The organism is Flagellimonas hadalis (genome assembly GCF_007785775.2).
GTDB classification, from domain to species: Bacteria; Bacteroidota; Bacteroidia; order Flavobacteriales; family Flavobacteriaceae; genus Flagellimonas; species Flagellimonas hadalis.
In genome coordinates this window covers 48,961-75,699 of the sequence record NZ_VNIK02000017.1, presented here as the reverse complement: position 1 = coordinate 75,699, position 26,739 = coordinate 48,961, and the positions used below count along the sequence as shown (strand labels likewise).

Annotated in this window: 17 protein-coding genes; 12 read left to right on the top strand and 5 right to left on the bottom strand. The window is 44.3% G+C overall.

Features of this window, described 5'->3' with window-relative positions:
- The first annotated feature begins 900 nt into the window (after window positions 1-900).
- From FOT42_RS17080 to FOT42_RS17025, 12 genes are all read left to right on the top strand, one after another.
- Window positions 901-1,455, top strand: a complete 555-nt coding sequence (locus tag FOT42_RS17080; RefSeq protein WP_036383520.1) for an RNA polymerase sigma factor — start codon at window positions 901-903, stop codon at window positions 1,453-1,455.
- Window positions 1,456-1,610: 155 nt separating this feature from the next.
- Window positions 1,611-2,789, top strand: a complete 1,179-nt coding sequence (locus FOT42_RS17075) for a FecR family protein (protein WP_051947309.1) — start codon at window positions 1,611-1,613, stop codon at window positions 2,787-2,789.
- A gap of 65 nt (window positions 2,790-2,854) precedes the next feature.
- Window positions 2,855-6,379 (top strand): TonB-dependent receptor, encoded by a 3,525-nt coding sequence (locus FOT42_RS17070; RefSeq protein WP_036383522.1) that lies wholly within the window; start codon window positions 2,855-2,857, stop codon window positions 6,377-6,379.
- Between the two features lie 17 nt (window positions 6,380-6,396).
- Window positions 6,397-7,776, top strand: a complete 1,380-nt coding sequence (locus tag FOT42_RS17065) for a RagB/SusD family nutrient uptake outer membrane protein (protein ID WP_036386573.1) — start codon at window positions 6,397-6,399, stop codon at window positions 7,774-7,776.
- Window positions 7,777-7,981: 205 nt separating this feature from the next.
- Window positions 7,982-8,869 (top strand): PIG-L deacetylase family protein, encoded by an 888-nt coding sequence (locus FOT42_RS17060; protein ID WP_036383524.1) that lies wholly within the window; start codon window positions 7,982-7,984, stop codon window positions 8,867-8,869.
- A gap of 47 nt (window positions 8,870-8,916) precedes the next feature.
- Window positions 8,917-10,179, top strand: a complete 1,263-nt coding sequence (locus FOT42_RS17055; RefSeq protein WP_036383526.1) for an MFS transporter — start codon at window positions 8,917-8,919, stop codon at window positions 10,177-10,179.
- Window positions 10,176-11,021, top strand: a complete 846-nt coding sequence (locus FOT42_RS17050; RefSeq protein WP_225604830.1) for an ROK family protein — start codon at window positions 10,176-10,178, stop codon at window positions 11,019-11,021. The genes FOT42_RS17055 and FOT42_RS17050 overlap by 4 nt, the downstream gene beginning before the upstream one ends.
- 58 nt (window positions 11,022-11,079) lie before the next feature.
- Window positions 11,080-13,695, top strand: a complete 2,616-nt coding sequence (locus FOT42_RS17045) for an exo-rhamnogalacturonan lyase family protein (RefSeq protein ID WP_225604829.1) — start codon at window positions 11,080-11,082, stop codon at window positions 13,693-13,695.
- 86 nt (window positions 13,696-13,781) lie between these two features.
- Entirely contained in the window at window positions 13,782-15,212 is a 1,431-nt protein-coding gene (locus FOT42_RS17040; RefSeq protein WP_036383527.1) for an SLC13 family permease, read from the top strand.
- A 164-nt stretch (window positions 15,213-15,376) separates the two neighbouring features.
- A complete protein-coding gene (locus tag FOT42_RS17035; protein WP_226789936.1) occupies window positions 15,377-16,138 on the top strand; it encodes a DUF6088 family protein in 762 nt (253 codons plus the stop codon).
- Window positions 16,135-17,109, top strand: a complete 975-nt coding sequence (locus FOT42_RS17030; protein WP_036383532.1) for a nucleotidyl transferase AbiEii/AbiGii toxin family protein — start codon at window positions 16,135-16,137, stop codon at window positions 17,107-17,109. The genes FOT42_RS17035 and FOT42_RS17030 overlap by 4 nt, the downstream gene beginning before the upstream one ends.
- 162 nt (window positions 17,110-17,271) lie before the next feature.
- Window positions 17,272-17,607 (top strand): hypothetical protein, encoded by a 336-nt coding sequence (locus FOT42_RS17025; RefSeq protein WP_151891720.1) that lies wholly within the window; start codon window positions 17,272-17,274, stop codon window positions 17,605-17,607.
- A 337-nt stretch (window positions 17,608-17,944) separates the two neighbouring features.
- Here the strand turns inward: FOT42_RS17025 and ggt are convergent, their stop codons facing one another.
- The 5 genes from ggt to FOT42_RS17000 all read right to left on the bottom strand — a co-directional run bounded on the left by ggt (window position 17,945) and on the right by FOT42_RS17000 (window position 26,713).
- On the bottom strand, window positions 17,945-19,630 hold the full coding sequence (ggt, locus tag FOT42_RS17020) for a gamma-glutamyltransferase (RefSeq protein ID WP_119647236.1): 1,686 nt from the start codon (window positions 19,628-19,630) through the stop codon (window positions 17,945-17,947).
- A 64-nt stretch (window positions 19,631-19,694) separates the two neighbouring features.
- The gene (locus FOT42_RS17015) at window positions 19,695-20,972 is read right to left on the bottom strand and encodes a M14 family metallopeptidase (RefSeq protein WP_119647237.1); all 1,278 of its coding nucleotides are present in this window, start codon (window positions 20,970-20,972) and stop codon (window positions 19,695-19,697) included.
- Window positions 20,973-20,982: 10 nt separating this feature from the next.
- Window positions 20,983-22,353, bottom strand: coding sequence for an alanine/glycine:cation symporter family protein (locus FOT42_RS17010; protein WP_119647238.1), 1,371 nt, complete (start codon window positions 22,351-22,353; stop codon window positions 20,983-20,985).
- 4 nt (window positions 22,354-22,357) lie between these two features.
- A complete protein-coding gene (locus FOT42_RS17005) occupies window positions 22,358-23,680 on the bottom strand; it encodes an amidohydrolase family protein (protein WP_119647239.1) in 1,323 nt (440 codons plus the stop codon).
- Window positions 23,681-23,692: 12 nt separating this feature from the next.
- Window positions 23,693-26,713, bottom strand: coding sequence for an amidohydrolase family protein (locus FOT42_RS17000; RefSeq protein ID WP_192938434.1), 3,021 nt, complete (start codon window positions 26,711-26,713; stop codon window positions 23,693-23,695).
- Window positions 26,714-26,739: the final 26 nt, after the last annotated feature.

Below are 26,739 nucleotides of genomic sequence, written 5' to 3'. Positions count from 1 at the left end.
GTCCAGAAGAATATATTAAATGGTTCGAATAGGATTGGGGGTTACCTTAATCCTATTCGGGTTGGATATGTTTTTTGAACTTCTTCCGCACAACCAAGTGATGATCAAAGAATTTGTGTTCGCTTGCCATGGGCTGCTGACCAATGAATTTATAATGTCCATGGTAGGTGTTGTCGAACTTATATCCGGAATATGCTCGATTATTGGAAGATGGATAATCGTTGCACTATCGGTCATGGTCTCCATTGCTTTTGGAATCCTTGGTTTTAACTTTAAGGTTGATATATAGCCTTTTTATTGATATTTTATAACCATTGGGGTTGCCATATCCCAAACCTCTTTAGAAGACACGGCCGTAATTGCTTCGTCCCTATCTCATAACTTGCACACATGACGATATAGGTCGTGTTAAAAATCAAGCTGAACTCCCTTTAGGAAACCGATGTGTGTAAGCCATGATCAATCTTATTCCGGAGTTGTACATCCAAACACAATAGTAGGATTTAGTTCATCTACAATTCCAATGCTTTCGGTATAGGGTTACAGTAAGCTAATTGGTGAAATGGGTAATAGGGGAATCAAAGCTCCTCTTCATATTTTTTTAAAAAAACAAATCATTTAAAGATTTTTTTATAATTTGTTAACGTTTTTTGGTATTTATTCTATTGGTCACTTCAGATCAAAGAATTGAAATAAGGAGCTTATACAGCTTCCCTTTATTAAAAATAGCCCAAGATTGTATTGGGGGATTTTTATGTAACGGCACTTTTTCGTTTGAGATAAAGGTAGTTCATGCCACTTTGCTTGAACTACCGCTACGTTAAGAGCGTGAGACAGGTATTGGTGATACAATGGAAGTATTCCCAATGGTCGCGCGCTGAATGACTAAGACGAAAATATATGGACCAAAAAAAATACAGTGATGAACATCTTCTTGTTGAGCAGCTGAAAGAAGGCTGCCAAGAAGCCTATGGATACCTTTTTGGGATATACCATAGAGAACTGTGCAATTACATGACGGTGGTCTCTGGCAGTACAAGGGTCGCCGAAGATATAGCCCAACAAACTTTTATTAGGTTATGGGACAACAGGGAACGGTTGGTTGTCCAAGAAAACAAACTAAAGCATTACATCTTCAAAATAGCCTACCACCTCTTTATAGACTCAAAACGGAAAAAGAAAAAGGAATTTGAGTTGTTGGAGAGTCTCAAACAAGAAGCGTATCTGGAAGTTGCAGATACCGATGCTTCACTTTTTGAGGAACGATTGAAAAGAGTGGAGACCGAAATAGAAAACCTCCCCGAACAGTGTAAGCGGGTCTTTATAATGAGTAAAAAGGAAGGCCTTAAATACCAAGAGATCTCCGAGAGACTTGATATATCCATCAAAACTGTTGAAGTGCATATGGGCAAAGCACTGAAAAGACTTAGGGCCCAACTGACCATTTTCTTCTAAAAACCTCTCTGTAGGTTCATTTTCCCTGAATTGTTCCTTCTAAAGTTTCAGGGCAAAAAAAGCATACTCCATAATTTTTGTGTTAAAAAAATAAATTCAGGTAAGGGTTTTTTGAAAAACTGCGTCTGTTTTATAAAAGAGATAAATTTTCACCGATGACCAAGTTCGATATAAGAAGAACTATTACAAGATACATCAACCAGGAAGCTACCCAAGAAGAATTGTCAATGTTGTATGAGTGGGTAAAAAAGGGGAACAACCAAGAAGTGTTCAAAAAGTATGTTCAGGCAGATTTCCTGATAAATTATCAGAACAGATCTTGGAAGTCTGAGGAAGCCTTCAAAAATTTCTTGGAAACCATAAAAGAGAATGACTCCAAAAAGGTAAGGTCATTGTTGGTACGCGGAGATATGTGGAAATATGCGGCTGCCATAGTGGTAATTGTATCCACATCCTTGTTTGCATTGCTATACAGTACTCCGCAAGAGGATATGACTCCTCGAGTGGACTTAAATATGATAACGTTGCAATTGGAGAATGGTGAAGTGTTGAATCTAGACCCAAGTGCCAATGGAACGATTAAAAGCAAAAAGGGAAATACTGTTTTTTCTTTGGTAGAAGGAGTACTCACCCAAAAGAATGGAACCAAAGGGAAGAAAGTGGAAAAAAACAATGTACTGAAGATCCCTTATGGGAAAAAGCTCTCGGTAACCCTACAAGATGGTACCGTGGTCATGTTGAATTCGGGATCTACATTGAGCTATCCGGCTAGTTTTTCCGGGAAGGACAAAAGAGAGGTGTATTTGCAGGGAGAAGCCTTTTTTGAAGTGGCCAAGAACCCGGAACAACCGTTTTTTGTCAAAACCAATACAATATATACCCAAGTGTATGGTACAGTGTTCAATGTATCCGCTTATACAGAGGATGGAGTGGCGGAAGTGGTTTTGGTAGAAGGCTCGGTAGGAGTTGGGGAAGTTGATGTAAATACCTCCAAAACCCCACAAATGCTAAAGCCCTCACAAAAAGCTTCAAAGCTACTTGATGTGGAGAGTGGTTTTGTTGTGGAAGATGTGGATGTTTCTTCATATGTGTCGTGGACCAAAGGCATATTGACCTTTGAAAACGAGGCGATGTCCAACATTATAAAAAAGCTGGAGCGTCAGTATAACATACGGATTATAAACCAATTTGAAGAATTGGGTGAGCGAAGATTCACGGGAATGTTCGATGTGGAGGACATAGACCGGGTTTTGAAAACAATTCAGACCCATACCCGCTTCAGCTATCAAAAAGAAGGAAAAACAATAACAATAAAAGAACCTAACAAACAATAGTGCTTATGATTTGAAGAACCAGTAGACCAAAAAACGAATACTTAACTAACTAGACTAAAAGAATTATGAAAAAAACCAAAACTATCCATGCTTTGTCGCCAAAGGTCGGTAGAAGAATATTATGCTGTTTTTTCTTACTGTTTATATTCGGCCATTTGAAAGCGGCATCATGTACGCAAGAGGATATTGTTGCCATAAGCTTTGAGAATACGAAGCTAGGGGATGTATTTGAAATGATTACAGAATCAACCGGATACAAGTTTTTCTATGAAGCTTCCGATGTTGACCTGAACCATAAGGTATCCATATCCCGCAAAGACCTTTGTGTTGAAGATTTCATGAAAGAACTTTTCAAGGATACGGACCTGTACTTTGAGGTGATCGCAAGGCAAATTGTGGTGAAGCACAAAGACAAGGGGCCACTGCCCAATTTAGTTCCCCAGAAAAGAATTGATGCACCAAAGCCGCAGTCCAACCTTTCGGGTACGGTTCTGGACGAAGCAGGTATGCCCTTGCCGGGGGCAAGTATTGTGGCCAAAGGGACCACAGTGGGTACAACTACCGATTTTGACGGGAAATTTACCATTACATTGCCAGCAGGTGTTACCGAAATCCAAGTAACCTATATTGGGTATAGACCCAAAGAAGTGAATGTGGCAGGACAGACCTCCATCACGGTTTCCATGGAACAGGATGCCGCTGCCCTTGAAGAAGTTGTGGTAGTGGGGTATGGAACATTGGCCAAAACCAAGGTGACAGGTTCTGTAGTCTCCATTACCCCAGAAACCATTGTTGAGGTTCCCGCACTGACCCCGGAAGGTGCCCTGATCGGCCAAGTTTCCGGTGTGCAGGTACAGGAAGTCTCCGGTGAACCAGGAGCGGCCCCTAACATTAGGGTGCGTGGTTCAGGTTCTATTTCTGCGGGAAACGACCCATTGTTTGTTGTGGACGGAATCCCTATTTCGCGTAACCTTACCTCATCAAGTCAGTTGGGAGGTGTTGCCAATAGAAGGGCTACGTTCCAACCCCCGACCATTAATCCATTGGCTACGCTAAATCCAAATGATATTGAATCCATTCAAGTACTCAAGGATGCAAGTGCCGCAGCTATTTATGGATCTAGGGGAGGTAATGGGGTTCTTTTGATCACCACCAAGAAAGGGTCCAACTCTGAAGAAGGAGTATTTTCTTTTGATTCTTATGTGAGCATACAGTCCGTTGCCAATAAGTTGGATTTGATGAATGCCCAAGAATTGATAGACTATACTACGGATGCCAGGAACAACAATTATCTGGCCTCTGTTGATGGAGCTTCCATCAATGATCCCATAGGACCCGGAGATAGAGGGAATGCCAACTACGAACTACCGGAATCCTTTGTTAACTGGGATGGTACGGATACTGATTGGCAAGACCTTATCTTTAAGACCGGGATAGTTCAGAGTTACAATTTTTCATACGCATCACCGGTAAGGAACAAGACAAGTTTTTATGTATCCACGGGCTATTTTTCCCAAACTGGGGTTATAGATAAGGCGAAGTTTGAGCGGTACTCCGTACTGCTGAACCTAAATTCCCAACTTGCCAAAAAGTTGAACTTGGATGTAAGATTGGCCCCGACCGTTACCGAAAACCAACGGGTACCGGCATCTTCACCTTATTTTGCCACGCCTCCAGGTATCGTCTATTCAGCCATAGTGCATTCTCCAACAGTGAGTCCATACAATCCTGACGGTACCATAAACCAACTGAACAACCAATCCTATTTGGGAGGTGGGACCACAACGGCAAGTAATCCTTTGGCAATCATCGAAGCCGTGGATGACCAAATATTCCAATTTCAGACAAGGGGAAGCCTTGCATTGACTTACGATATTTTACCGGAGTTGAGTTTTAAGACCTTCGGAGGGGCATACATTAATTTGTACAATCAGGATTTTTACCGTGCCAACACATTGTTGTACAGAAATTCGGCGGATGGTAACCCGTATGGACAGGCATCATCTTCCACAGAGACCAATTGGCTTTGGGAGAATACCCTCAATTGGAAAAAGGAATTTGGAGACCATTACTTGGATGCTGTTTTGGGATATACCGCCCAAAAGGACAATTTGACATTGAAACAGGTATTGGCCAACAACTATCCGGATGATTTGGTTCCCACCATCAGTGGGGGACAGGTGTTTGGTGGCACCTCTGTAAAGGAACAGTGGTCGTTATTGTCCTCTCTATTCAGGGTCAACTACAGTTACAAGGACAAGTATTTGTTTACCGGTACGATTCGTTCCGATAAATCATCCAGATTCGGAAAGAATAACCAAACGGGATATTTTCCTTCTTTCTCGGTGGGGTGGAGATTGAACGAAGAATCGTTCTTGGTCGGGTCAGAAACCGTTTCCGAGCTAAAACTTAGATTGAGTTGGGGGCAGACGGGTAACTTTGAGATTCCCAATTATGGGGCCGTTGGCCTATTATCCCCCCAAAACTATAACTTGGGAGGAAATGAAATCAACGGTTTGGTCCAGAGTACCATTCCCAATCCCAATCTGACTTGGGAGAAATCGGAACAGATTGATGCAGGTATTGAACTGGGATTGTTCAACAATCGAGTTTTTCTTTTGGCCGATTACTACGATACAAAAACCAGAGATTTGTTGTTGAATGTTGCCATTTCCTCGGTATCTGGGTTTGAAACTACGTTGAGAAATCTTGGTGAAGTACAAAACAGGGGATTTGAGATTGCGTTGAGCACCAAGAATTTTGTAGGAGATTTTACGTGGAATACGGATATCAATTTTTCAACCAATAAGAATGAAGTGCTTTCGCTCAATGAAGGAAACGAACCCATTTATTCTTCAGGTAGTGCCGGTGTACGCCACGTAACAAGGGTAGGAGACCCGATAGGAAGCTATTACGGATATGTAGTGGACGGTATATACCAATCACAGGCAGAAATAGATAGTGCTCCCCTGGATACCCAGGCTCCTGATCCAGGTGTCGGTGATTTCAAGTTCAAGGACATTGATGGGGACGGAGAGATCACTCCAGATGATAGAACGGTTACCGGGAGTTATTTTCCGGATTTTACCTGGGGGGTAAACAATAGGTTCAAGTACAAGAACATAGATTTGAGCTTCTTGATCCAAGGAGTCGAAGGGAATGAGATCTTGAACCTTACCTCAAGACATATGAAGAACGGGGAGGCCAATTTTAATTCCTATGCCATTTTCAATGAACGATGGAGGTCGCCTTCCGACCCTGGGAACGGGTCGATTCCACGGGCGGACAGAGAATCTGGAAATCATGGAAATAACAACAGACCGTCTTCTTTCCAAGTAGAGGATGGGTCGTATATCCGATTGAGGAATGTGACCTTGGGTTATACATTGCCAACCAATAATCTTTTTGGAAGCAACATCCAGAAACTTAGGTTCTATGTTACGGGAACAAATCTTTTTACGATTACCGATTACCTTGGTTACAACCCAGAGGTGAGTAGTATTACCACGAACAGTTTAACCCCGGGCGAGGATTATGGAGCATTTCCATTGACCAAATCCTTTACCCTAGGAGTAAACTTAAAGTTCTAACCTAAAAAATGGAAAACATGAAACGAGTTCTATATATAATACTATGCACGGTTCTATTCGCCGGATGTAGTGAAGACTTTACCGACCTTGCACCAGTATCCAATAGGAATGAAGCCGATTTCTATAATTCTGCGGATGATTTTGAAGTGGCCATCAATGCAAGTTATTCAGGGCTTCAAAGCACAGGAATTTATGGAAGGGGGTATTGGACCATGTTCGAGATGCGAAGCGATAATACCGATCAAGGTCCGGATGCCACAGGGTTGGCACGTCAATACACCGAAATCAATTCCTTTACCGAAGATGCGTTGAACGAGCAGATTACTTCCGCATGGAGTGAATCGTACAAGGTGATTGCCAATTGCAACGTGATTTTGGAACGGATACCTAATGTGGAAATGGATGCCTCCCTAAAGAACAGGGTCACAGGAGAAGCACTGTTCATTAGATCATTGGTGTACTATCATATGGCCATCGGTTTTGGAAACATCCCTTTACAGCTTACACCATATATCTCTGGGGAAGAGCTGACACAGGTCGACCAAAACACGATTTTGGGACAATTGGTCACGGACCTGACCGCGGCCGAAGATGCCTTACCGGTTTCTTACTCGGGCAGTGAAGTGGGAAAAGCAACAAAGGGAGCGGCTGCTACTCTTTTGGCCAAGGTATTGCTGACCTTGGGTGAAGATTCTGCTGCTGAAACGGTACTTCGGAGAATCATAGCCAATTATGGATATGAACTGCTTCCAGACTATGCCGATTTATGGGGTGTGGCCAATGAGAACAATGCGGAATCCATTTTTGAGGTGCAATACATCAGTGGGGGGATTGGACAAGGAAGCCTTTTTACCAACGATTTTTCACCCAGTACCGATTTGCAAACAGGCTCAGGATTTGGGCGAAACCGACCTACGGTTTCCATGTTGGAGGCATATGAGGACGGTGACCTTCGGTATGATATATCGATGGGGGATTCTTATGTGGATTTGGAAGGAGAGACCATAGAAGCTAGGTACATCAAAAAGTACCGATCTGATTTGGCAATTGAAAACGATTCCGATACCAACTTTGTGGTTTTTAGATATGCAGATGTACTTCTTATGCTGGCCGAAGCATTGGGGGAAACACCCGAAAGCTATGATTTGATCAATGAGATTAGGAATAGGGTAAATCTTCCCGATATTGATGCCTCCACTCCAGGAACCTTCGAAGAAAAACTATTGCAGGAAAGAAGAGTGGAGCTTGCTTTTGAGAACCATAGATGGCCAGATTTAAAACGCTTTGGTATGGTGGATAAAATCCAGGATGCTGAACCCTTCATCACCGGGACAAGGGAGTTTTTCTATATCCCACAACGTGAGATGGACATTAACCCAAATTTTGTACAGAACTAAGCAATGACTTTGATTACGTTATAATGTGTTTTCATTATTTAAGTTAGTTTGATTGGTAGCGCCCCAAAAGACCATGAATCCCTACTTATGATGCTATGGGTGCCATTGTCAAAAAGGACAGGGGTCCGTTTCATAAAGTTGCTTTAAAAGAATCGACCAAAATCACAATTATTAAATTTTTAAGGAACCTAATATAGATTATACGATGAGAAAATTAATGATGGCAATTTGCCTTTGCTTTGCCTTTGCAACCATCCAGGCACAAGAAAAAAAAGTACTCAATATTATAGCCATTGGGGCACACCCTGATGACTGTGACTCAAAATTCGGGGGTACTGCAGCACTCTTTGCAAAAATGGGCCACAATGTGAAATTTTTGGCGTTGACCAACGGAGACGCAGGCCACCAAAGCATGGGAGGAGGGCCATTGGCCAAAAAGCGCAGACAAGAGGCCAAGGATGCGGCCAAAGCTTTGGGTATTGCGGAATACGAAGTTCTGGATAACCATGATGGGGAGCTGTTTCCCACTTTGAACGTTCGACTGGAGGTAATCCGAAGAATACGTGGCTGGAACGCTGATATCGTTTTAGGGTTGAGACCCAATGATTATCATCCCGATCATAGAAATGCAGGTTCCGTTGTACAAGATGCAGCCTACATGAACATTGTGCCCAACGTAGCTCCGGACACACCACCCCTTAAAAAGAATCCAGTTTTTCTATACATGAGCGACCACTTTAAAAAGCCATACCCATTCCAAAAAGACATTGCGGTGATAGTGGATGATGTGATCGATACCAAAGTCAAAGGTTTGGCGGCCCACGATTCACAAATGTTCGAATGGTTGCCATGGACCAATGGAATGGACCTTGCCACCATTCCCAAAGGAGAAAAGGAAAGACTGGCATGGCTGAAGGACAGATGGATGAACAGAAAACCCGATGCCGGCACTTTGGAAGTCGTAAAGAAGTGGTATCCCAACGTGGATGTCTCCAAAGTAAAGCAGGTGGAGTTCTTTGAGATTTGCGAGTATGGAAAACAACCGACCGAAGAAGAAATCAAGGAATTGTTCCCCATGCTGGGTACAGAATAGGAGTGGACCAATATTTGGAACCCCAAGATTAAAATAACCAACCAAAAATGGAGCACAACAAGGCCACAACCAAAAGATATTTTCACATCATTGGGTTGGTAATGATCGTATTCTTTGTAATATCCTTCATCACCAACATACTGAACTCCATAATAGTGGATGTTAAGGGTAGTTTTGATCTAAGTCTGACTTTGACAGGCCTACTGCCATTTACATTCTTTATCGCATATGGGATCATGTCCATACCTGCAGGGTTCCTTTCCGAAAGGTTTAGTGAGAAGACCTTACTGTCCGTATCCTTTCTGGTAATGGCCATTGCCTCTATGGGCTTTGCCCTTACCCCACAGTACAGCGTGTTCAGTATTACACTATTTATACTGGGTTGTTGTATGGCGGTCCTTCAGGTCATTATTAATCCCATGTTACGCGTGGCCGGAGGTGAGGAACATTTTGCCTTCAACTCGGTACTGGCGCAATTGGTGTTTGGGTCAGCGTCTTTTTTAAGTCCTTATCTCTATAAATACTTGGTGAACAAGGAAGAGGTTTCCAACGATATGATTGCAGACATGTTGCGGGGATGGGTGCCTGAGGATTTGCCTTGGGCCTCGCTCTATATTGTGTTTGCCGGAATATCCCTTTTGTTGTTTTTCTATGTTTTTTTTACCAAATATCCAAAGTTTGAAAAGACTGAGGAGGAAAGGGCAGGGGACAAAAGCTCCTATTGGGATTTATTGAAAAACAAATGGACCTTACTGTATTTTATAGGGATGTTTTGTTATGTGGGTACGGAACAAGGTGTTGGAAATTGGATATCCCAATTCTTATCCGAATACCACGGACTTGACCCACAAACCACAGGAGCTGACACTGTATCCTATTTTTGGGCCATGTTGACGGTAGGATGTCTGCTGGGCCTTCTATTGTTGAAGTTTATGGATAGCCGGAAACTGTTGATTTTCGCAACATCCATAACCATAGTCTGTCTTATTTTGGCCTTGACAGGCTCATCCCAAATGGCATTGATAGGTTTTCCAATGGTAGGATTCTTTATTTCGGTAATGTATTCCATTATAGTTTCATTGGCGCTCAACTCGGTAAAGGAACACCATGGTTCGTTGTCCGGAATTTTATGTACCGGTATAGCAGGTGGGGCGGTCATTCCATTTATGGTAGGGGGGCTGGGTGAAATGTTGACCCTGAAATCTGGAATGTTTTTTCTGATACTGCCCTTGGCATTTATTCTTTCCATCGGCTTTTGGGCCAAACCCTTGGTAAATAATAAGACGATAAGCTTAAAGAAGGAACAGTGAAAGGGATTGGAGCAGAGGTTCTTGGGGTTGATATAGGTGGAACTAAGATCAAATCGGGCAGGGTGATGGGAAACAGAATAGTGGATACCCATCTCATTGAAGTAAATCGAGATGATTCAGAGGAAATTGCCCTCAATAAGGTGTTTGGGGCCATTGATGAGCTTATGACTGATTCAATTCGAGCCATAGGTATAGGTGTTCCCGCGGTAGTAGATCCAGATTCAGGAATGGTATATGATGTACAAAACATTCCATCTTGGACAAAAGTTCCTTTGAGAAGAAAAGTTCAAGATCGGTACAATGTGCCTGTCCATATTAACAACGATGCCAACTGTTTCGCGTTGGGCGAGAAGCATTTTGGGAAAGCCATGGGATATTCGAATTGTGTAGCGCTTTCATTGGGAACAGGATTGGGTATGGGCATTTTGGTGGATGGAAAGCTATACAATGGCGTACTGTGCGGAGCGGGGGAAGTAGGTATGATTCCTTATAAGGATGGGATTATGGAGCATTATGCAGGTAGTTTTTTCTTTGATGAAAAATACGGGGAGTCGGCCAAAGCCTTATTCAGGAAGGCCATGGATAAAGATAAGTTAGCTCTACAGGCGTACAAGGAATACGGAGTTCATCTAGGAGAAGCCATCAAGGCCATTCTTTATATGTATGCTCCCCAAGCCATAGTCCTTGGCGGATCCATAAGCAAGGCATATGCGTTTTTTAAAGAATCGATGCATGAAACCTTAATTTCATTTGCTTATCAAAAACAATTGGAACAAACAAAAATTGAAACATCAGACTTAATGGATGCTCCCATATTGGGCGCGGCTGCATTGTGTCTGTAAAATGTATAATCGTATTGCACAAATGAGAATACTAGCTTTAATATTACTTACATGTTTTTTGCTTAAATCCTGTGGGACCCCAGAAAAGGGCAAGCAGGTCAACATTACCATAGAGAACAATAAAGAAGGTGCACCAATAACCCTTGGAATTCCTTTTCCAAAAGGTACACTCCATTCGGTGGACCATCTACGTCTGTTGACATCCCGAGGTACTGAGATTCCTTGTCAAACCACAGAAGTGAGCAATTGGGGGCCAACCGACGAAAGTGTTAAATGGGTATGGGTTTTCTTTTTCTCCGAAAAAGACTCAGAATACATATTGGAATATGGTGATTCTGTAATACCCATACTTCCCAAAGAAAAGATTGTTTCCATGAACAACATGCGGCCCCAAGGTGGGATAGAGGTGAATACAGGGCCTTTGTCCTTCTCCATACATAAAAAAGGGAATGGTTTTTTGGATGAAGTGTTTTTGGATTCCAACAAAGATGGAAAGTTTGATAAGGAGGAGCTCATTGTTTCTTCACCAGGAAAAAATAGGGGTTCTTTTCTCGATCTTTTGGATGATGCCGGAATAGATACTTCGAAAGCGGTGATAAATGAGGTGTTCAGGGAGAAAGGATCTGGCCCGATGCACAGTATATTCCGGATAGAAGGAACCTATACCTATAGCAGATCGGATAACAATCTGTCCCCTTTTACCATTTGGTTGCACGCCTATGCGGGAAAAAGCTACATAAAAGTTTTGCATACCATGACCTATACAGGAATCCCGGACAAACATAAACCACAAGAAGGGGAACATGCCAATATTGCCACACAAAATAAGATAATCGTAACGGAGAACACTGAGAACGATATGGGTTGGACTCAGCCCAATGATCAAATTGCAGCCTGTGGGCTTCAGCTTAAATACCATCTGGATAATGAAGTAAATGTTTCAATGCCTCTATATGAAGGAAGCTGGAAAGAAGACAAAGCCAATACTTTTCTGGAGGAAATCGCTGCCAATGGGGAATCCCCAGTTCAACTTTTACAACAAGGCCCGGCAAGGAGAAAGAGCACCAGTTTAAGAAGTTTGTACCTCAACGGTTTCAAAAAGGAGGACGATGGGAACAATCCCGATACGGCTTTGGAATTTAGGGCCACTGTTTCAGAAGGGGAAGAAAGTAAAGCAATAGTGGAAAGGGCTAAAGGATGGCTCAACGTTACCGACGGAAAACGAGGAGTAGGCGTTGGGATTAAAAACTTTATGAAGGAATATCCCAAAGGGATTGAGGTCGATCCTGCCAATGGAACTCTTTTGGGCAGTGTTTGGCCCAAGGAAAACGGTCCCATGAACTTTGCTAGACATAATACCGAACCGGATGGGGGCATGTTGGGCAATTTTGCCCAAGGGATTACCAAGACCACAGAGTTTGTCTATTACTTCCACAACAACGATGCTATGGATAAAGTAGGGAAAAAGATGGATTATATCATCGAAAACCCAGTGGCGCATGCCACACCTGAGTGGTATACCCAATCCAAGGCATACGGTAATATGGCCCCTTTTTCATCCAAGCATCCGGAATTTGAGAACGCCCTGCAATATAAATACCAATGGTGGGCCTATAACCAAAAGCATGAGCCGTGGTATGGGATTTTCAACTATGGGGATGGGAAAAGTTACTACTTTAATGGAAAATGGGTACAATGGACCAATAATGAACCCACAGTGGACTTCATGCTCTGGACCAACTTTATGCGGACAGGAGACTCCAAATATTATAATTTGGCCCAAGCCATGAGTAGGCATACCATGGATGTGGACAATGTGCATTGGCCCAAAAAAAGAACCTATTATGGGGAGATAAATGATGCCATAGACTTCTGGAACTATGAGGATGAACCCAAGTCCACCCCCTATTTGGGCATAGGAAGAAGGCATGCCAATGAACACTGGTATGCTCTTTTGAGTGCCCATGTATGGATACAAGGTTGGATTGCATCATATTACCTTTCTGCCGACCATAGGGCCCTCGAAGTGGCCAGAATGACTGGGGATACTTATATCAACAGAATATGGGGGGAGCATGATCTAAGGGGAAGAAGGTTATATCTATCCGTTTTAAACCTTGTTGAACTGTACGATGCCACCAAGCTCCAAAAGTATAAGGACGAACTGGACGATAGGGTCAAGTTAATGTTGGAATTCCAGGAACGTCAGGGAGGAAACCTACTCTTGGATAGATATGGGTATAGTCAGACCTATGTTGCCCAAGGACTTTATAAGTACCAACAGATAACCGGTGATGAAACCGTGAGACAAGCTCTTTTGAAACATGCTCGCTGGGTCAGGGATGTGCCTCCCTTGAACCATGAGATGGAATCATATTTGGCGACCATATATCCATTGTTGATAGGATATGAGTTCAGTGGGGAAAAAGTGTATCTGAATGAAGCTCTTGAGAGAGCCAAAGTACTAATGATCGGAGAACTGCCCAAAGAACCAGCGTCCTATGAAAATGCGGAAGCTTTTAGCGAAGATCTGGTCAAGATTTCCTATTTGCCAAAAAGTAAAAAGAGCTTTACCAATTGGGAAACCAATCAAGGACTTCGCGTATTTGGATGGACCCATGCCTATAACATTCCTTACCTGTTGTACTGGATGGACAAGGAACATATGAATTAAATCTTGTAATCTTTGCGAAAAGAGGCGGTTCGATCATAGATCAACGCCTCTTTTTTATATAACCATACCAAATCAATTCAAAAAACATGTCATATAAACGTATGGGCCTTTTACTTGGTCCGATTCTGTTTCTTCTCATTCATTTCTTTTTTAGCGGGGAGGGTCTCTCCTCCCAAGGAAGGGATATCTTGGCCGTTACCTTATGGATAGGTGTTTGGTGGATTTTGGAGGTGCTTCCGATAGCTGCCACGGCGCTGCTTCCCATTGTTTTGTTTCCCATGTTGGGGGCACTGGGCCTAGAGGAAACCACAGCTAACTATGGCCATAAATATGTTTTCTTGTACATGGGTGGGTTTATGTTGGCAATGGCCATAGAAAAATGGAACCTGCACAAGAGAATCGCATTGCATATCATAAGGGCCATTGGTACCAATATGTATACCATTGTATTAGGATTTATGGTGGCTACTGCGTTTCTTTCCATGTGGATATCGAACACGGCCACTGCAGTGATGGTAATGCCGATGGCCATATCCATTGTAAAACAGTTAAAGGACAATCCACGGACCGCCAAGGACGAAAATGCTGTTTTTGGCAAGTTGCTGATGCTTTCCATCGCATATTCGGCATCCATTGGAGGGATAGCAACATTGATAGGTACCCCACCCAATCTGGTTTTCGCCGGTTTTGTACAGAAGGCCTATGGGTTGGATATCAGTTTTTGGCAATGGATGAAGTTTGGACTTCCGATATCGATTCTACTGTTGATTTTGGCATGGCTATACCTTACGCGGATTGCCTACCCGTTGCGGCAAGGAAGATTTCCTGGGGGAAGGGAAGAGATCCATAGGCTTATACAGGAACTGGGACCTATGAAAAGGGAAGAAAAGATTGTTATGGCCGTTTTTGTTCTTACCGCACTCTGTTGGATAACACGGTCGTTCTTATTACAAAAGATTGTTCCTGGGATAGATGATACCATAATAGCCATTGGAGCGGCACTTGTTTTGTTCATTTTGCCTGCTGGAAAGGGTAGGAAGATGATAAAATGGGAAGAAGCTGTTCAGATTCCTTGGGGGATAATTCTGTTGTTTGGTGGAGGAATGGCCATCGCTAGTGGTTTTGAGACTAGTGGGTTGGCAATTTATCTGGGTTCACAAATGACATTCTTTGATGGATTACCCTTGCTTACGTTGATATTATTGGTCATAACCTGCATAAATTTTTTGACGGAAGTCACCTCGAATTTGGCCACTACGGCCATGATGTTGCCTGTTTTGGCACCATTGGCGGTGACCTTGGATGTTGATCCGTTCGTGTTGATGGTTGCCTGTACCACTGCCGCTTCCTGTGCTTTTATGCTTCCAGTGGCAACGCCCCCAAATGCGGTGGTCTTTGGATCGGGCTACCTTAGAATCCCCGATATGGTACGTACTGGTTTTTTAATGAATTTAATTTCCATTCTTGTGTTGGCCATTGCGGTGTATTTCCTATTGCCTCTATTTTTGAAAATATAAGGGATGGTGGAGGAATGTATGTTCACATCAAAGAGAAATTTCTAGTAACATATTGAGTGGTTTGTTAAAAACCTATACCAATAATATCTTGTGACTAATTAATATCAAGGCGGATCATCGAATAATCTTTTTAATCAATATGTCAAGTTTTTTGCGCATAAAACTTGACATGTAATTTATTTGGATATCTTTGCATTGTAATGACAATTGCGAAAAAAATAGCGGATAAAATAGCGGAACTCCCGAAGGACAGTACTTTTGGTTATGCCGATTTACCTATTCGGTCAGAAGAATATGTAACCGCTGCAAAGGCCTTGGAACGACTACAAAAAAAAGGAATTATAAGAAAATTGTCCAAAGGCATTTTTTACAAACCCAATGTAACGGTTTTTGGAGAACTAAAGCCAAGGGAAGAGGATATTCTAAGACCATATTTATACGAAGATGGTAAGCGAATAGCCTATATAACCGGAACCTCTTTGTACAATCAGTTGAACCTGACTACCCAAATACCGTCACTATACAAAATAGCAAGTGCCGAAAAGCGCATATATATTAATAGAGGCGGCATCAAAGCAAAGCCCGTAAAGAGCTACGCACCCGTTACTGATAAAAATTATAGGATGTTGGGTTTTTTGGATGCCATGAAAGACCTTAATAGCATTCCGGATGTTGATAAAAAATCCGCTATTCTTATTTTTTTAAGACGTTTAGGGAAAATGACACCCAAAGAATTGGATGTACTCATCAAGTATGCTCTCTTGTACCCACCACGGGTAAGGGCTTTGTTGGGAGCACTATTAGAACAACTTGATGTGGCAATCGATATAAAAGAATTGAAAAACTCACTTAATCCACTTACTATCTATAGATATAATTTGCGTGATACCACATTGACAACACAACCAAATTGGAATATCGTATGAATCTGCACACTAATAGTGAACTCTTTGCTGAGGCGATAAGGGCAACTGCCCAACGTATGGATATTCTAGAAATTTACGTGGAAAAGGATTATTGGATATGCTATGCCCTAAAGCTCATTTATGAAAGTGCAAACAAAGATGAGGCCATATTTAAGGGGGGTACAGCTTTGTCAAAGTGTTTTAAATACATTGACCGTTTTAGTGAAGATATTGATTTGGTAGTATTGCGCAGGGAAGAAGAGACGGGGAGCCAATTAAAGAACAAGCTTAAAAGAATAACCAAGGAAATAGTAGAACCATTCGAGGAGGTGGATATTGATGGAATCACCAATAAAATGGGAATGATAAGAAAGATTGCCTATAACTATCCCAAAATCTTTGAGGGCGATTTTGGACAAGTAAGGGATACTATCATTGTTGAAGCTACGTGGTTAGGTCACTTTGAACCATATATTAAGAAGGTCGTCAATACGTATATCTATGAAATGATGGTTGACTCAAACCAAACCAAACTAGCAGAGACTTATGGATTATTACCCTTTGAAGTACTTGTGTTGGATGTCAAAAGAACACTTTGCGAAAAAATAATGAGTTTGGTCCGGTTTTCCCATACTAAAAACCCAATTGAGGATTTGAACAACAAAATTAGGCATGTATACGATATTCATCAATTATTAAAGGATGAAACGGTTCTAGGATTTTTCAATTCGGGTGCATTTGATAAAATGCTCCTAAGGGTAGCCCATGATGATACGCAAAGTTTTAAGAACAACAATGATTGGTTAAAGTACCACCCAAAACAAGCATTGATTTTCAAAGAACCTGAAAAAACATGGAACCAACTTAAAGATACCTATCGCAATGAGTTTGAGTATTTGGTTTATGGAAAATTGCCAAAAGAGGAAAGCATTTTGGAAATAATTCTGTCCATATCAAATAGACTCACAAAAATAAAATGGGAGAATGTATAATGTAGATCAAATAGTAGACCAAAACAAGGACACGAAATGCAAATCTTTAATCTACTTATCTCTACCTACCCACTATCCAGCAGAGGAAATCACTTCTGCCGTTGAATCGGTTGGATATCATTTTACCAAGAAATAAAAGGAATGTCCAGAAGAATAGATTAAATGGTTCAAATAGGATTGGGGGTTACCTTGATCCTATTCGGATTGTATAAGTTTTTTGGATTTCTGCCTCACGACCGTGTGATGACCGAGGAGTCCATTGCTGTTTACAAAGGACTATTGGCCAATAAATTTATAATGCCAACAGTGGGTGTGGTGGAACTGTTACCAGTTATACTTTTGGTCGTTGGTAGATGGATAATTGTTGCATTGTTAGCTATGATTCCTATTGCTTTTGGAATCATGGGTTTTCACTTTGCGGTGGATATACAGGGCATCTTTTGGGGGAATTTTGATAGCTTTTGGGCTTGTTTACCTTCTTTCAATGCATTTTTCTAACGTTGGATACCTAATCAAGGAAGTGGATACCATTGGTTGAATATCGTGATTTTCCATAAACCGCAACCAATAATTGAATTTATTGGTTTTTGAAAATTCCTTTACTATAATATGTAAAGTTCAATTTTTTGTTTGTAATCGCCCCAAGGTGTCTTTGGCTTTTAAATTAAAGGGATATCAATCAGGAATATAAAGGGTAAGCGATATTTGAGGAAGAACGTTTCAATCTTTCATGGGTAAATTCCCTTACCTTGAAGGTGTATAGGATACGTAAAGTCAATGGTCTCAAAAATCATCAGTATGCGTTTTACCAAGTAGGGTTTGGTTCTCTGGGTGGTCAATATCCCGCAGCGGTATCGTCCCCTCGTTTGTCCGCCCCGCCCTCAAGTCTGCCGTCTTCCAGCACTCGGATGGCGTCTACCTTTCCTATGATCCGGGTCCTGCCCTCATTGATTTGGTAGCCTTTTGCCTTTAGGGTTTCAATGGTTTCCAAAGGAAAGCCTTCGGGTTCGAACACGACTACATCGGGCATCCATTGGTGGTGGAACCGCGGAGCGTTCACGGCATCCTGCATGCTGAGATTGAACTCGTGGACATTGAGTATGGTCTGGGCCACGGCCGTGATGATCGTGGAACCTCCAGGGGTGCCGACGACCATGTAAAGCTCGCCGTCCCTTTCCACTACGGTCGGTGACATACTGCTCAACATTCGTTTCTCGGGTGCAATACTGTTGGCCTCGGAGCCAGGAAGACCGAACATATTGGGAACACCGGGCTTGGTACTGAAATCATCCATTTCATTGTTCAGGAAAAATCCCAAGGCATCAATATAAAGTTTGGAACCGTATCCACCGTTCAGGGTCGTGGTCGCACTGATGGCATTGCCCTCCGCATCGATAATGGAGTAGTGGGTGGTCTCGCTGCTTTCCACAATTTCCACCGTTCCATGGCCTACTTCCGAGGACAAGGTGGCCCTATCAAAAGTAAAATCGGCCATTCTGCACTTTAAGTAGTCAACGTCCATGAGCCCCTTATAGGGAATGTCCACGAAATCGGGATCACCAAGGTAATGGTTCCGATCCGCATAGGCTCTTCTGGAAGCTTCGGTGAACAATTGGATGGCCCTTGTCGAATTGTGGCCATAGCTAGCTATTTCATAGGGTGCTATCATGGTAAAGATCTGATCCATGGTCATACCACCACTGCTGGGGGGACCCATTGAGATGATCTTGATGTCCTTGTAGTCAAATACAATGGGCGATCTCCACTTGGCCTCATACCTAGCGAGATCCTCCTCCGTGATCACACCTCCCTTTGCCTGTACATAGGCCGCTATTTTTTGGGCTACCTCCCCTTTGTAGAACCCATCACGTCCCTCGTTCATGATCTTTTCCAAGGTGGTGGCCAATGCCGGGTATTTGATGGTATCACCAGCTTTGTACACGGTCGCGAACTTGGTGCTGTCACTATTAGCTTCAATGAATCGTTTTCGGGTACCTTCTAATCTTTTGGCCTGTTTTTCGGTCACCACGACCCCTTTTCTCGCCAAGGCAATGATGGGTTCCATGATTTTGTTGAGGGGCAGTTTTCCGAATTTCTTGTGGACTTCCAGAACCCCGGCCACGGTACCTGGGACACCTACGGCGGTTCCCCCAGATGTGCTCAGCCCAGGTATGACATTGCCCAGGGAGTCGAGATACATGTCCCTATGGGCGGCCAATGGAGCCTTTTCCCTGTAATCGATACTTCCCACTTCACCATTACTCTTGCGATAGACCATAAATCCCCCGCCCCCGAGGTTTCCCGCAAAAGGGTAGGCCACCGCTAGGGAAAGTTCGGTGGCTACCATGGCATCGAAAACATTCCCGCCTTTTTTCATGATTTCAACGCCTATCTCCGAAGCTTCCCTACGTGCAGAGACGACCATGGCATTTTCCGTGACCAAACCTGTCGGTTCGGCAGGTAACTCACGGGTACATTGGGTAAATAGTAGTAAGGGAAGAAAATATAGCATTCTTTTCATGGGTTTATTTTTAAGGTACTTAATGTTGCTTTTCTGGATTCCGGGTTTTGCTCTTTTGTCCGGGTCAGGGAATGTCCTTGATACGCTCCAACATGATCTCCATAAGTGCTTCGGCGCCCTTCTCCGCCTTTTCCTTTAAAAAATCCCTTGGGGTATTGTCCCCGACCTCAAAGACCAAGGCCTCGGCACCATGTTTTACGAAGAAATAGTTCCTTGATACCGTGGTAGGGACCAAATCCCCATTAGGCTTGATATTGGGATCATATCCCTCGATGCGCTTCTTTAGGCCATCCAGCCAGGTGGAGACCAAATTGGGCATGTTTCCATGGAGTTCCGGATCCACGGTATAGTAAATATCATCCCAAGTGGAATGGAAATCTATGCCGAAATAGAACTTCCCTTGGGTCTTCTCGACCATCCCTTCCATGAAATCCTTGACCGCAGAGGTTTCCGGTTGGTTAAAATTGGCCCAATCCCGGTTGAGGTCTATTCCACCGGTATTATGTCTCCAAAACCCATTGTCGACCCCGTCAGGGTTCATCAAGGGGACCACATAGATGGTAAATTCCTTTCGGAACTTTTTGGCCAATTTGGTATTCGAGGAAAGGGTCTCCACAAAGGATTTCATAGTCAGGTACCCTGTTACCTCAGGGGGATGCTGTCTGGAAATGATCATAATCATATTTTTGGAGTCCGTATCGCCAATGCTGAGCAAATTGAGGTTCCGGCCCTCACGGCTCTTTCCAATGGTGTTCTTGGTCACGAACTTTTTCTGGGAAATACTGTCCATCCAGGCATTTACCCGGGCCGAATTTTCCAATTCTTGTCCAGCGACCCAGAGTGTATCCGGGCCCACTTCCAATCGCATTTTGACCTTTTCAGGCAAGGAGCCGGGGCCAAAGGCCTTTTCTCCCTTACCAATCTCAACATAACGAAGGGAATCCAATGCGGTCCAGTGCACTCCGTCATGGCTGAGCTTTGGATAGTACCTGTGTTTGTTGTCCGCTTGATAGGTCAGCCATACATCAATGGTCATAGGACGCTTTCCCCAAACCTTGAACGCATACCACGGACTGGTATTGATCGGAGTGTTCTCCGAAGTGATCAATAGGGTATAGGTACTGTCATTGTTCTGGACCAAGCCGTTCAACCGGGCACCGTCGAACTCATTGGAGAAGGTTATACCTTGATCCGGAAAGGCAAACTGTCCCTTCCATTGCTTTTGGACCGGTTTGGAATCCGTTGGTACGGCATTCACAGGGGGTTGGCCCTGGAACCGTTGTTCTTGGCCAAATAGGTTCGCTATGGCCAACAGGCTTAGGAGTACAAAGATTTTTTTCATAATAGGATTTTTAAGCTAGTTGTTTTTGCAGTTCAATTTTCTTGAAATAGGATGCGTTGGCCGCATTGATGCGCGGTGCCAATAAAATCGCCGAAACCATGGTGGGGATGGACATTAGGGCAAAGCTGATATCGATGATGCCCACGACACCGGCCAAGGAGGAAACCGAGCCAAGGAATATGCCCGCGATATACAGGTAGTTATAGATGTTCCGATATTTGGCTCCAAACAGGAATACCACACATTTCGATCCATAATAGGAATAGGTGAACAAAGAGGTCAATGCGAATATGGCCACGATAAAGATCAACAACGGGGCACCTATTACAGGCATGGCAGAAACGAAAGCTTCCAAAGTAATGGACACACCACTGAGGTCCGAACGCTGCCAACTTCCCGTGACCAAGATGGCAATGGCGGTCAAGGTACATACCACTATGGTGTCGATAAAGGGCCCCAACATCGCTACCAGTCCTTCCTTGATCGGTTCGGTGTTCTTTGAGGCACCATGTGCCAAGGGAGCGGTGCCGATACCTGCCTCATTCGAAAAGGCGGCCCTTCGTACCCCCATAATGATGATGGCACCCAGACTTCCCCCCAACACCGCATCGCCGGTCATGGCATCCCTAAATACGTCCATTAGGACCGGAATGATCCTACCATGGTTGACCACCAAAATATAGCTAACAGATAAAAAATACAAAGTGACCATAAAAGGGACCAGTCGACTGGCCAGGTTTGCTATGCGCCTGATTCCCCCAAATATGACCAGACCCACCAAAAAGCAGATTACGATCGCCACCATTGAAAGGGTCAGGTCCTTGGATGGTCCCATAAACGAGAGGGGCATCACTTCCACGACGACCTGGGTCAACTGGTTTGCCGTAAAAATGGGAAGTGAGCCAAAGATCCCTGCCATTGAAAAGAAAATGGCCAGGGGTTTCCATGGTTTGCCTAGACCATTGACGATGACATACATGGGCCCCCCTTGAGATTCCCCCGAATCATCGGTACCCCTGTACATGACGGAAAGGGAACAGGTATAATATTTGGTCGCCATCCCGATCAAGGCACTGATCCACATCCAGAAAAGGGCACCAGGCCCACCCATCGTAATGGCAAGGGCCACCCCTGAAATATTGCCCATGCCCAAGGTGGAGGACAAGGCTGTGGTCAATGCCTTGAAAGCACTGATCTGTCCAACATTCGAGGCCGTCTCGTACTTTCCCCTGATGACCTGAAGGGCATGCCAGAAATGCTTGAACGGCAATAACCTGGAATACACCAAAAGATATATTCCGCCACCCACCAACAGCAATAATAGGGGAAATCCCCAAATCCAGTCACTGATTCCGGTTATCGTTGCTTCAATTTTTCCCATCTATCTATTCGTTCTGGCCTAATTTGGAGGAATAGCGTTTGTAGTCCAATTGTTGTGGTCCTTCCAAATCGATCTGCTTGCCGCCAATAAATGCCAAGGTCAACGCATTGGTCTGTATATCGAGTGCATCCCCCTTGGACACAAATAGACTGGCTGTCTTGCCCATGGCAATGGACCCCAGCTTATCGTCAATTCCCAGAATTTTTGCGGGATGCAAAGTAATGGTTTTCAGGGCTTCCTCCTTTTTCATCCCAAATGCCACCGATGTTCCCGCATAAAAGGGCAGATTGATGGAGTTGGACAACGATCCCACATGGTACATGGATACCTCGATGCCCATCCGTTGCAATTTTGTTGGCAAACCATAAAAGGCATCATAGTCCATATCATCGTTTCTGGGGAGGTTGTAGGTAGGCGGTACAATCACCGGAACTTGGTTTTCCTTGAGAAAATCGACAACTTCCAGGGAACCCTCAGAGGCCACCAAGGAGATTTGGTCAATGCCAAAGGACTTGGCAAAGGTGATGCTCTGTATGATTTCCTTGGGTTCATTCGCATGGATGACAAGTACCCTTTCTTTTTGGAACAGATTCGTTAAGGCCTCCAACTTCAAATTGGTTTGGGCAGTGGGCATTTGTTCGTATTGCTTGGCATCGGAGAACAATTTTTCCAGTTCACCGGTAATCTTTTCGTAAGAAGTATTGGGGCGGAGCATCCTGCTGTTCGTCTCGGCATCATAATAACTCGATAGGGCAGAGGGCCAATCGAGGTGTATGGCCGCAGCCCTTTTGAATACGGCTTCCTCCCAGTTCCAGCCATCCAAGGACATTACCGATGAGGTGCCTGGAATGACACCTCTTGATCGAATCGATTCAATGTAAAGAACCCCATTGAACCGCAAAGGTGGAAGAAAAGTTGATGTCATATCAAAGGCGTAGACTGTTTGTAGGTTGGGAAGATAATCCCCTTCCTCCAAGGTATCATTGGTATGCGGAACGCCACTGATTTCGTTGATACCGATAATGGAATTCAAAAGGATAAAACCCGGATATACCTGTTGTCCGGTTATGTCTATGATCTTATAATCGATCCCATTGGCGTCCAGATCAGAGGCTTTGCCCAAGAAGGTAATGGTCCCCTTGTCAAATCCGACCGCGGTGTCCTCCAGTACCCGGCCATCTCCGGTATGGACGGTCCCCCCAACCAAAAGGATGGGAGTTTCCTGCTCCTTGGCAACCATCGGAAGAATCTGGGCATCCAATCCTTCCAAAAGGCTCGAAAGGATCAGTATCATGGTCAATATCGTATACAATGTCTTGTTTTTCATGTTCTTGATTATTTAGTACTGCATCTCCAAGGACTCACAATGGAATTCCAACCGTTCCAAGGATATTCTGGTTGATACGTTCTCGGTGCCTTCCAACCCTTCCATTTTTTTGAGGAGTCTGGCACGCTCTTTTGAATTCTCCCTGCGCAACTGCGCATCCTTGGCCAGATCAAAATAAATGGCCCCTTCAATGATGGTCTTTTCAGGTTTGGAATAAAGCGACAGTGGATCTCCTGTCCAAAGGACAACATCCGCGGATTTACCGACTTTGATACTTCCCATGGTATCGTCCAGGTGCAAGAGCCTTGCCGGGTTCAAGGTGACCATTTTAAGGGCTTCCTCTGGTGTGAGCCCCCCATATCTGACCATCTTTGCTGCCTCATGGTTCAAGTGTCGCATTGTTTCACCGCTATCGGAGTTCAATGCAGTGACCACACCTTCACGGTCCATGATGGGGGCATTGTACGGGGTCCCGTTCCTAGCCTCCCATTTATAGTTCCAACGATCGGAAAATGTGCTGCCCCCGACCCCGTGTTCCTTCATTCGGTCCGCGATCCGATAGCCCTCCAAGGCATGGGTGAACGTGTTCAGGGCAAAACCAAACCGCTCCGCGACCTCCATCAACATCAACATTTCCTTATCCTGGTAGGAGTGGGCCGTAATGAACCGTTTTTTCTCCAAGATTTCCAACATGGTCTCATGAAGAATGTTTTTACGGGGTTCCACTGCGGTCCTTTTTTCCTTTGTGCCCAAGCTTCTATAGGCATCCCATTCCTTTTTGTAATCCAAGGCCTCAGTGAAGGCATTGGTATAAAATTGTTCCACGCCCATCAAGGACCTTGGAAATCGTATGGATACGTTGTTTTTTGAACGTTTCACGTTCTCTCCAAGGGCAAATTTTATGAAGGGGTCAGCGCCCTGGATCAACAATCCCTTGGCATCCTCCCCCCATTTGAATTTTACTAGGGCGGACTGGCCCCCAATGGGATCCGAAGATCCATGTAGGAGCTGCGCCGCAACGACGCCCCCGGCCAAAGCCCTATAAATGCCCGGGTCATCGGGGTCGATCACGTCCTGCATCCGGACCATTCCCGAATTTGGTGCCATTTCATTGATACCGCCCAAGGCAATATGGGAATGCTCATCAATGATTCCAGGGGTCAGGTGCTTGCCCGTACCGTCCAATACCAAGGCATCCTTGGCACTGAGATCGGTCCCGATCTTGGCAATCTTGCCATTTTCAAGAAGCACGTCCGTGTCCATGAGGATTCCTTCATCTTCGTTCGTCCAAACGGTGACATCGGTGATTAAAATGGATCGGGATGCAATCTTTTCCGGACTGCCAAAGGCCAAGAATGGATAGAATACCTCACCCAAGTCGACAGGACCCTTATCCTGTATCTTTTGAGCTCCCAAGGTGCCCCTTCCTTTTTCTTTCATCCGGGCGGTCCAAGGTTGGTCCTCCCCAAAGTTCAGGGTGCCAGTACCGTTAAGCACGGTCATTCCCTTTTCTTGTTTGGTCCAACCTTTCAGATTGTATTGGCTTCCCTTGACCGTGAATTTAAGGACAGGAAGATCCCCGTCCATTTTAAATTCCACCTTTTCCTTTGATCCATCGGTCAATGTCAATTCGGCTTGGTACTTAGGGCCTTTTCCGATAATGGACAATACGGCCTTTAAGCCACCTACGGATAAATCGTATTCCCCAAGGATGGATTCGGAAATGGGGGCGCTGACCATATAGGGCTTCCCTTCGATCCAGTTGTCCATAATTTGAGTGCCCGGTTCAAAAAGATCCCCGTCCGTAACAATGAAGTTGGCCATTTTACCGGCTTCCAAGGTACCCAGATCCTGGTCAACGCCCAGCCATTTTGCAGGAACTGTGGTCAAAGAGGAGAGTGCAGCCGTTTTGCTCAGGCCATACGCCACTGATTTTCTCAGATTTTTCAAGAATTCAGGAAGATTTTCTGGTGGGAAGGAGGTGATGGCAAAGGGAATGCTATTATGTTCCAACGATGCCGGGTTTGTAGGGGCAAGTTCCCAATGCTTAAGATCGGCCAAGGTGATTTTCTTGGTGCTGTAGGGGTCACTCACATCATAGGCCTTGGGAAAGTCGATCGGTATGATCATGGGAGCTTTCATGTCCTTCACTTCCATAATCCGTTGATATTCGTCTCCACCTCCCTTTATAATGAACTCGAACCCGAATTCATCCGCTATTTTATCGGCTCTTAAGGCGGTCAACCAACCATCGGCCTCCATGATTTTGGGCAGGTTCCCATTGGCCAGCATGGCATCCAACGACAGGTCCGAAAAAGGGCTGTCGGTTTGTGCGCCATACCACTTGGCATCGTAAAAGGTCTGACGCAAAAGGGCAATGGTCCCCATAGGGGAAATGGGATAGTCCTGGGTCGAGGTGCCCTTGTCAAAAGAGTAATGGTCGGCCACCTTGGAATTGATGACCAAATTGTTTTCCGTATCCTCGCCCAGGGCCACCAGGGCAGCGGTTCCCCGCGCAATTCCATCCCTTCTGATGGTCGCCACGGCACCAAATCCTTGGGCCCTCCATTTGGAGGCAAGCTTTTTGTCCACGGTAAAGTTTTCGGAACTGTTGTATTGCGATTTTATGGCCTCGTTGGCATTGTAGGGTCCCTTGGTATTGGACTGTATCTGTTCCCTACTGAGAACAGGGTTCCTGAATGGGGGACGTTTTACCTCGGGTTGCCCATATTCCCCGAACATGTCTATAAAAGAGGGATAGATATAACGTCCGCTGAGATCGATTTCCAGATAGCCTTTGGGTACCTGGTTCCCGGTCTGTACCGAAACGACCTTACCGTCTTGGATGACCAACATCGCATTCTCCAAAACTTGCGTCGGGGCCGTGATGATGGTCGCATGGGTAAGGACCACCCTGTCCGGGCGCGCGTCCAGGACATCGTTTTTGGGAAAGGTCTCCTGTGCGAGTGAACTCCCCATAGATAACATGATACCTAAAAAAAAGAGGTATCCAAAGGTTTTTTTCATCTTCATTGTTGGTGATTTTATCATTTATTTGG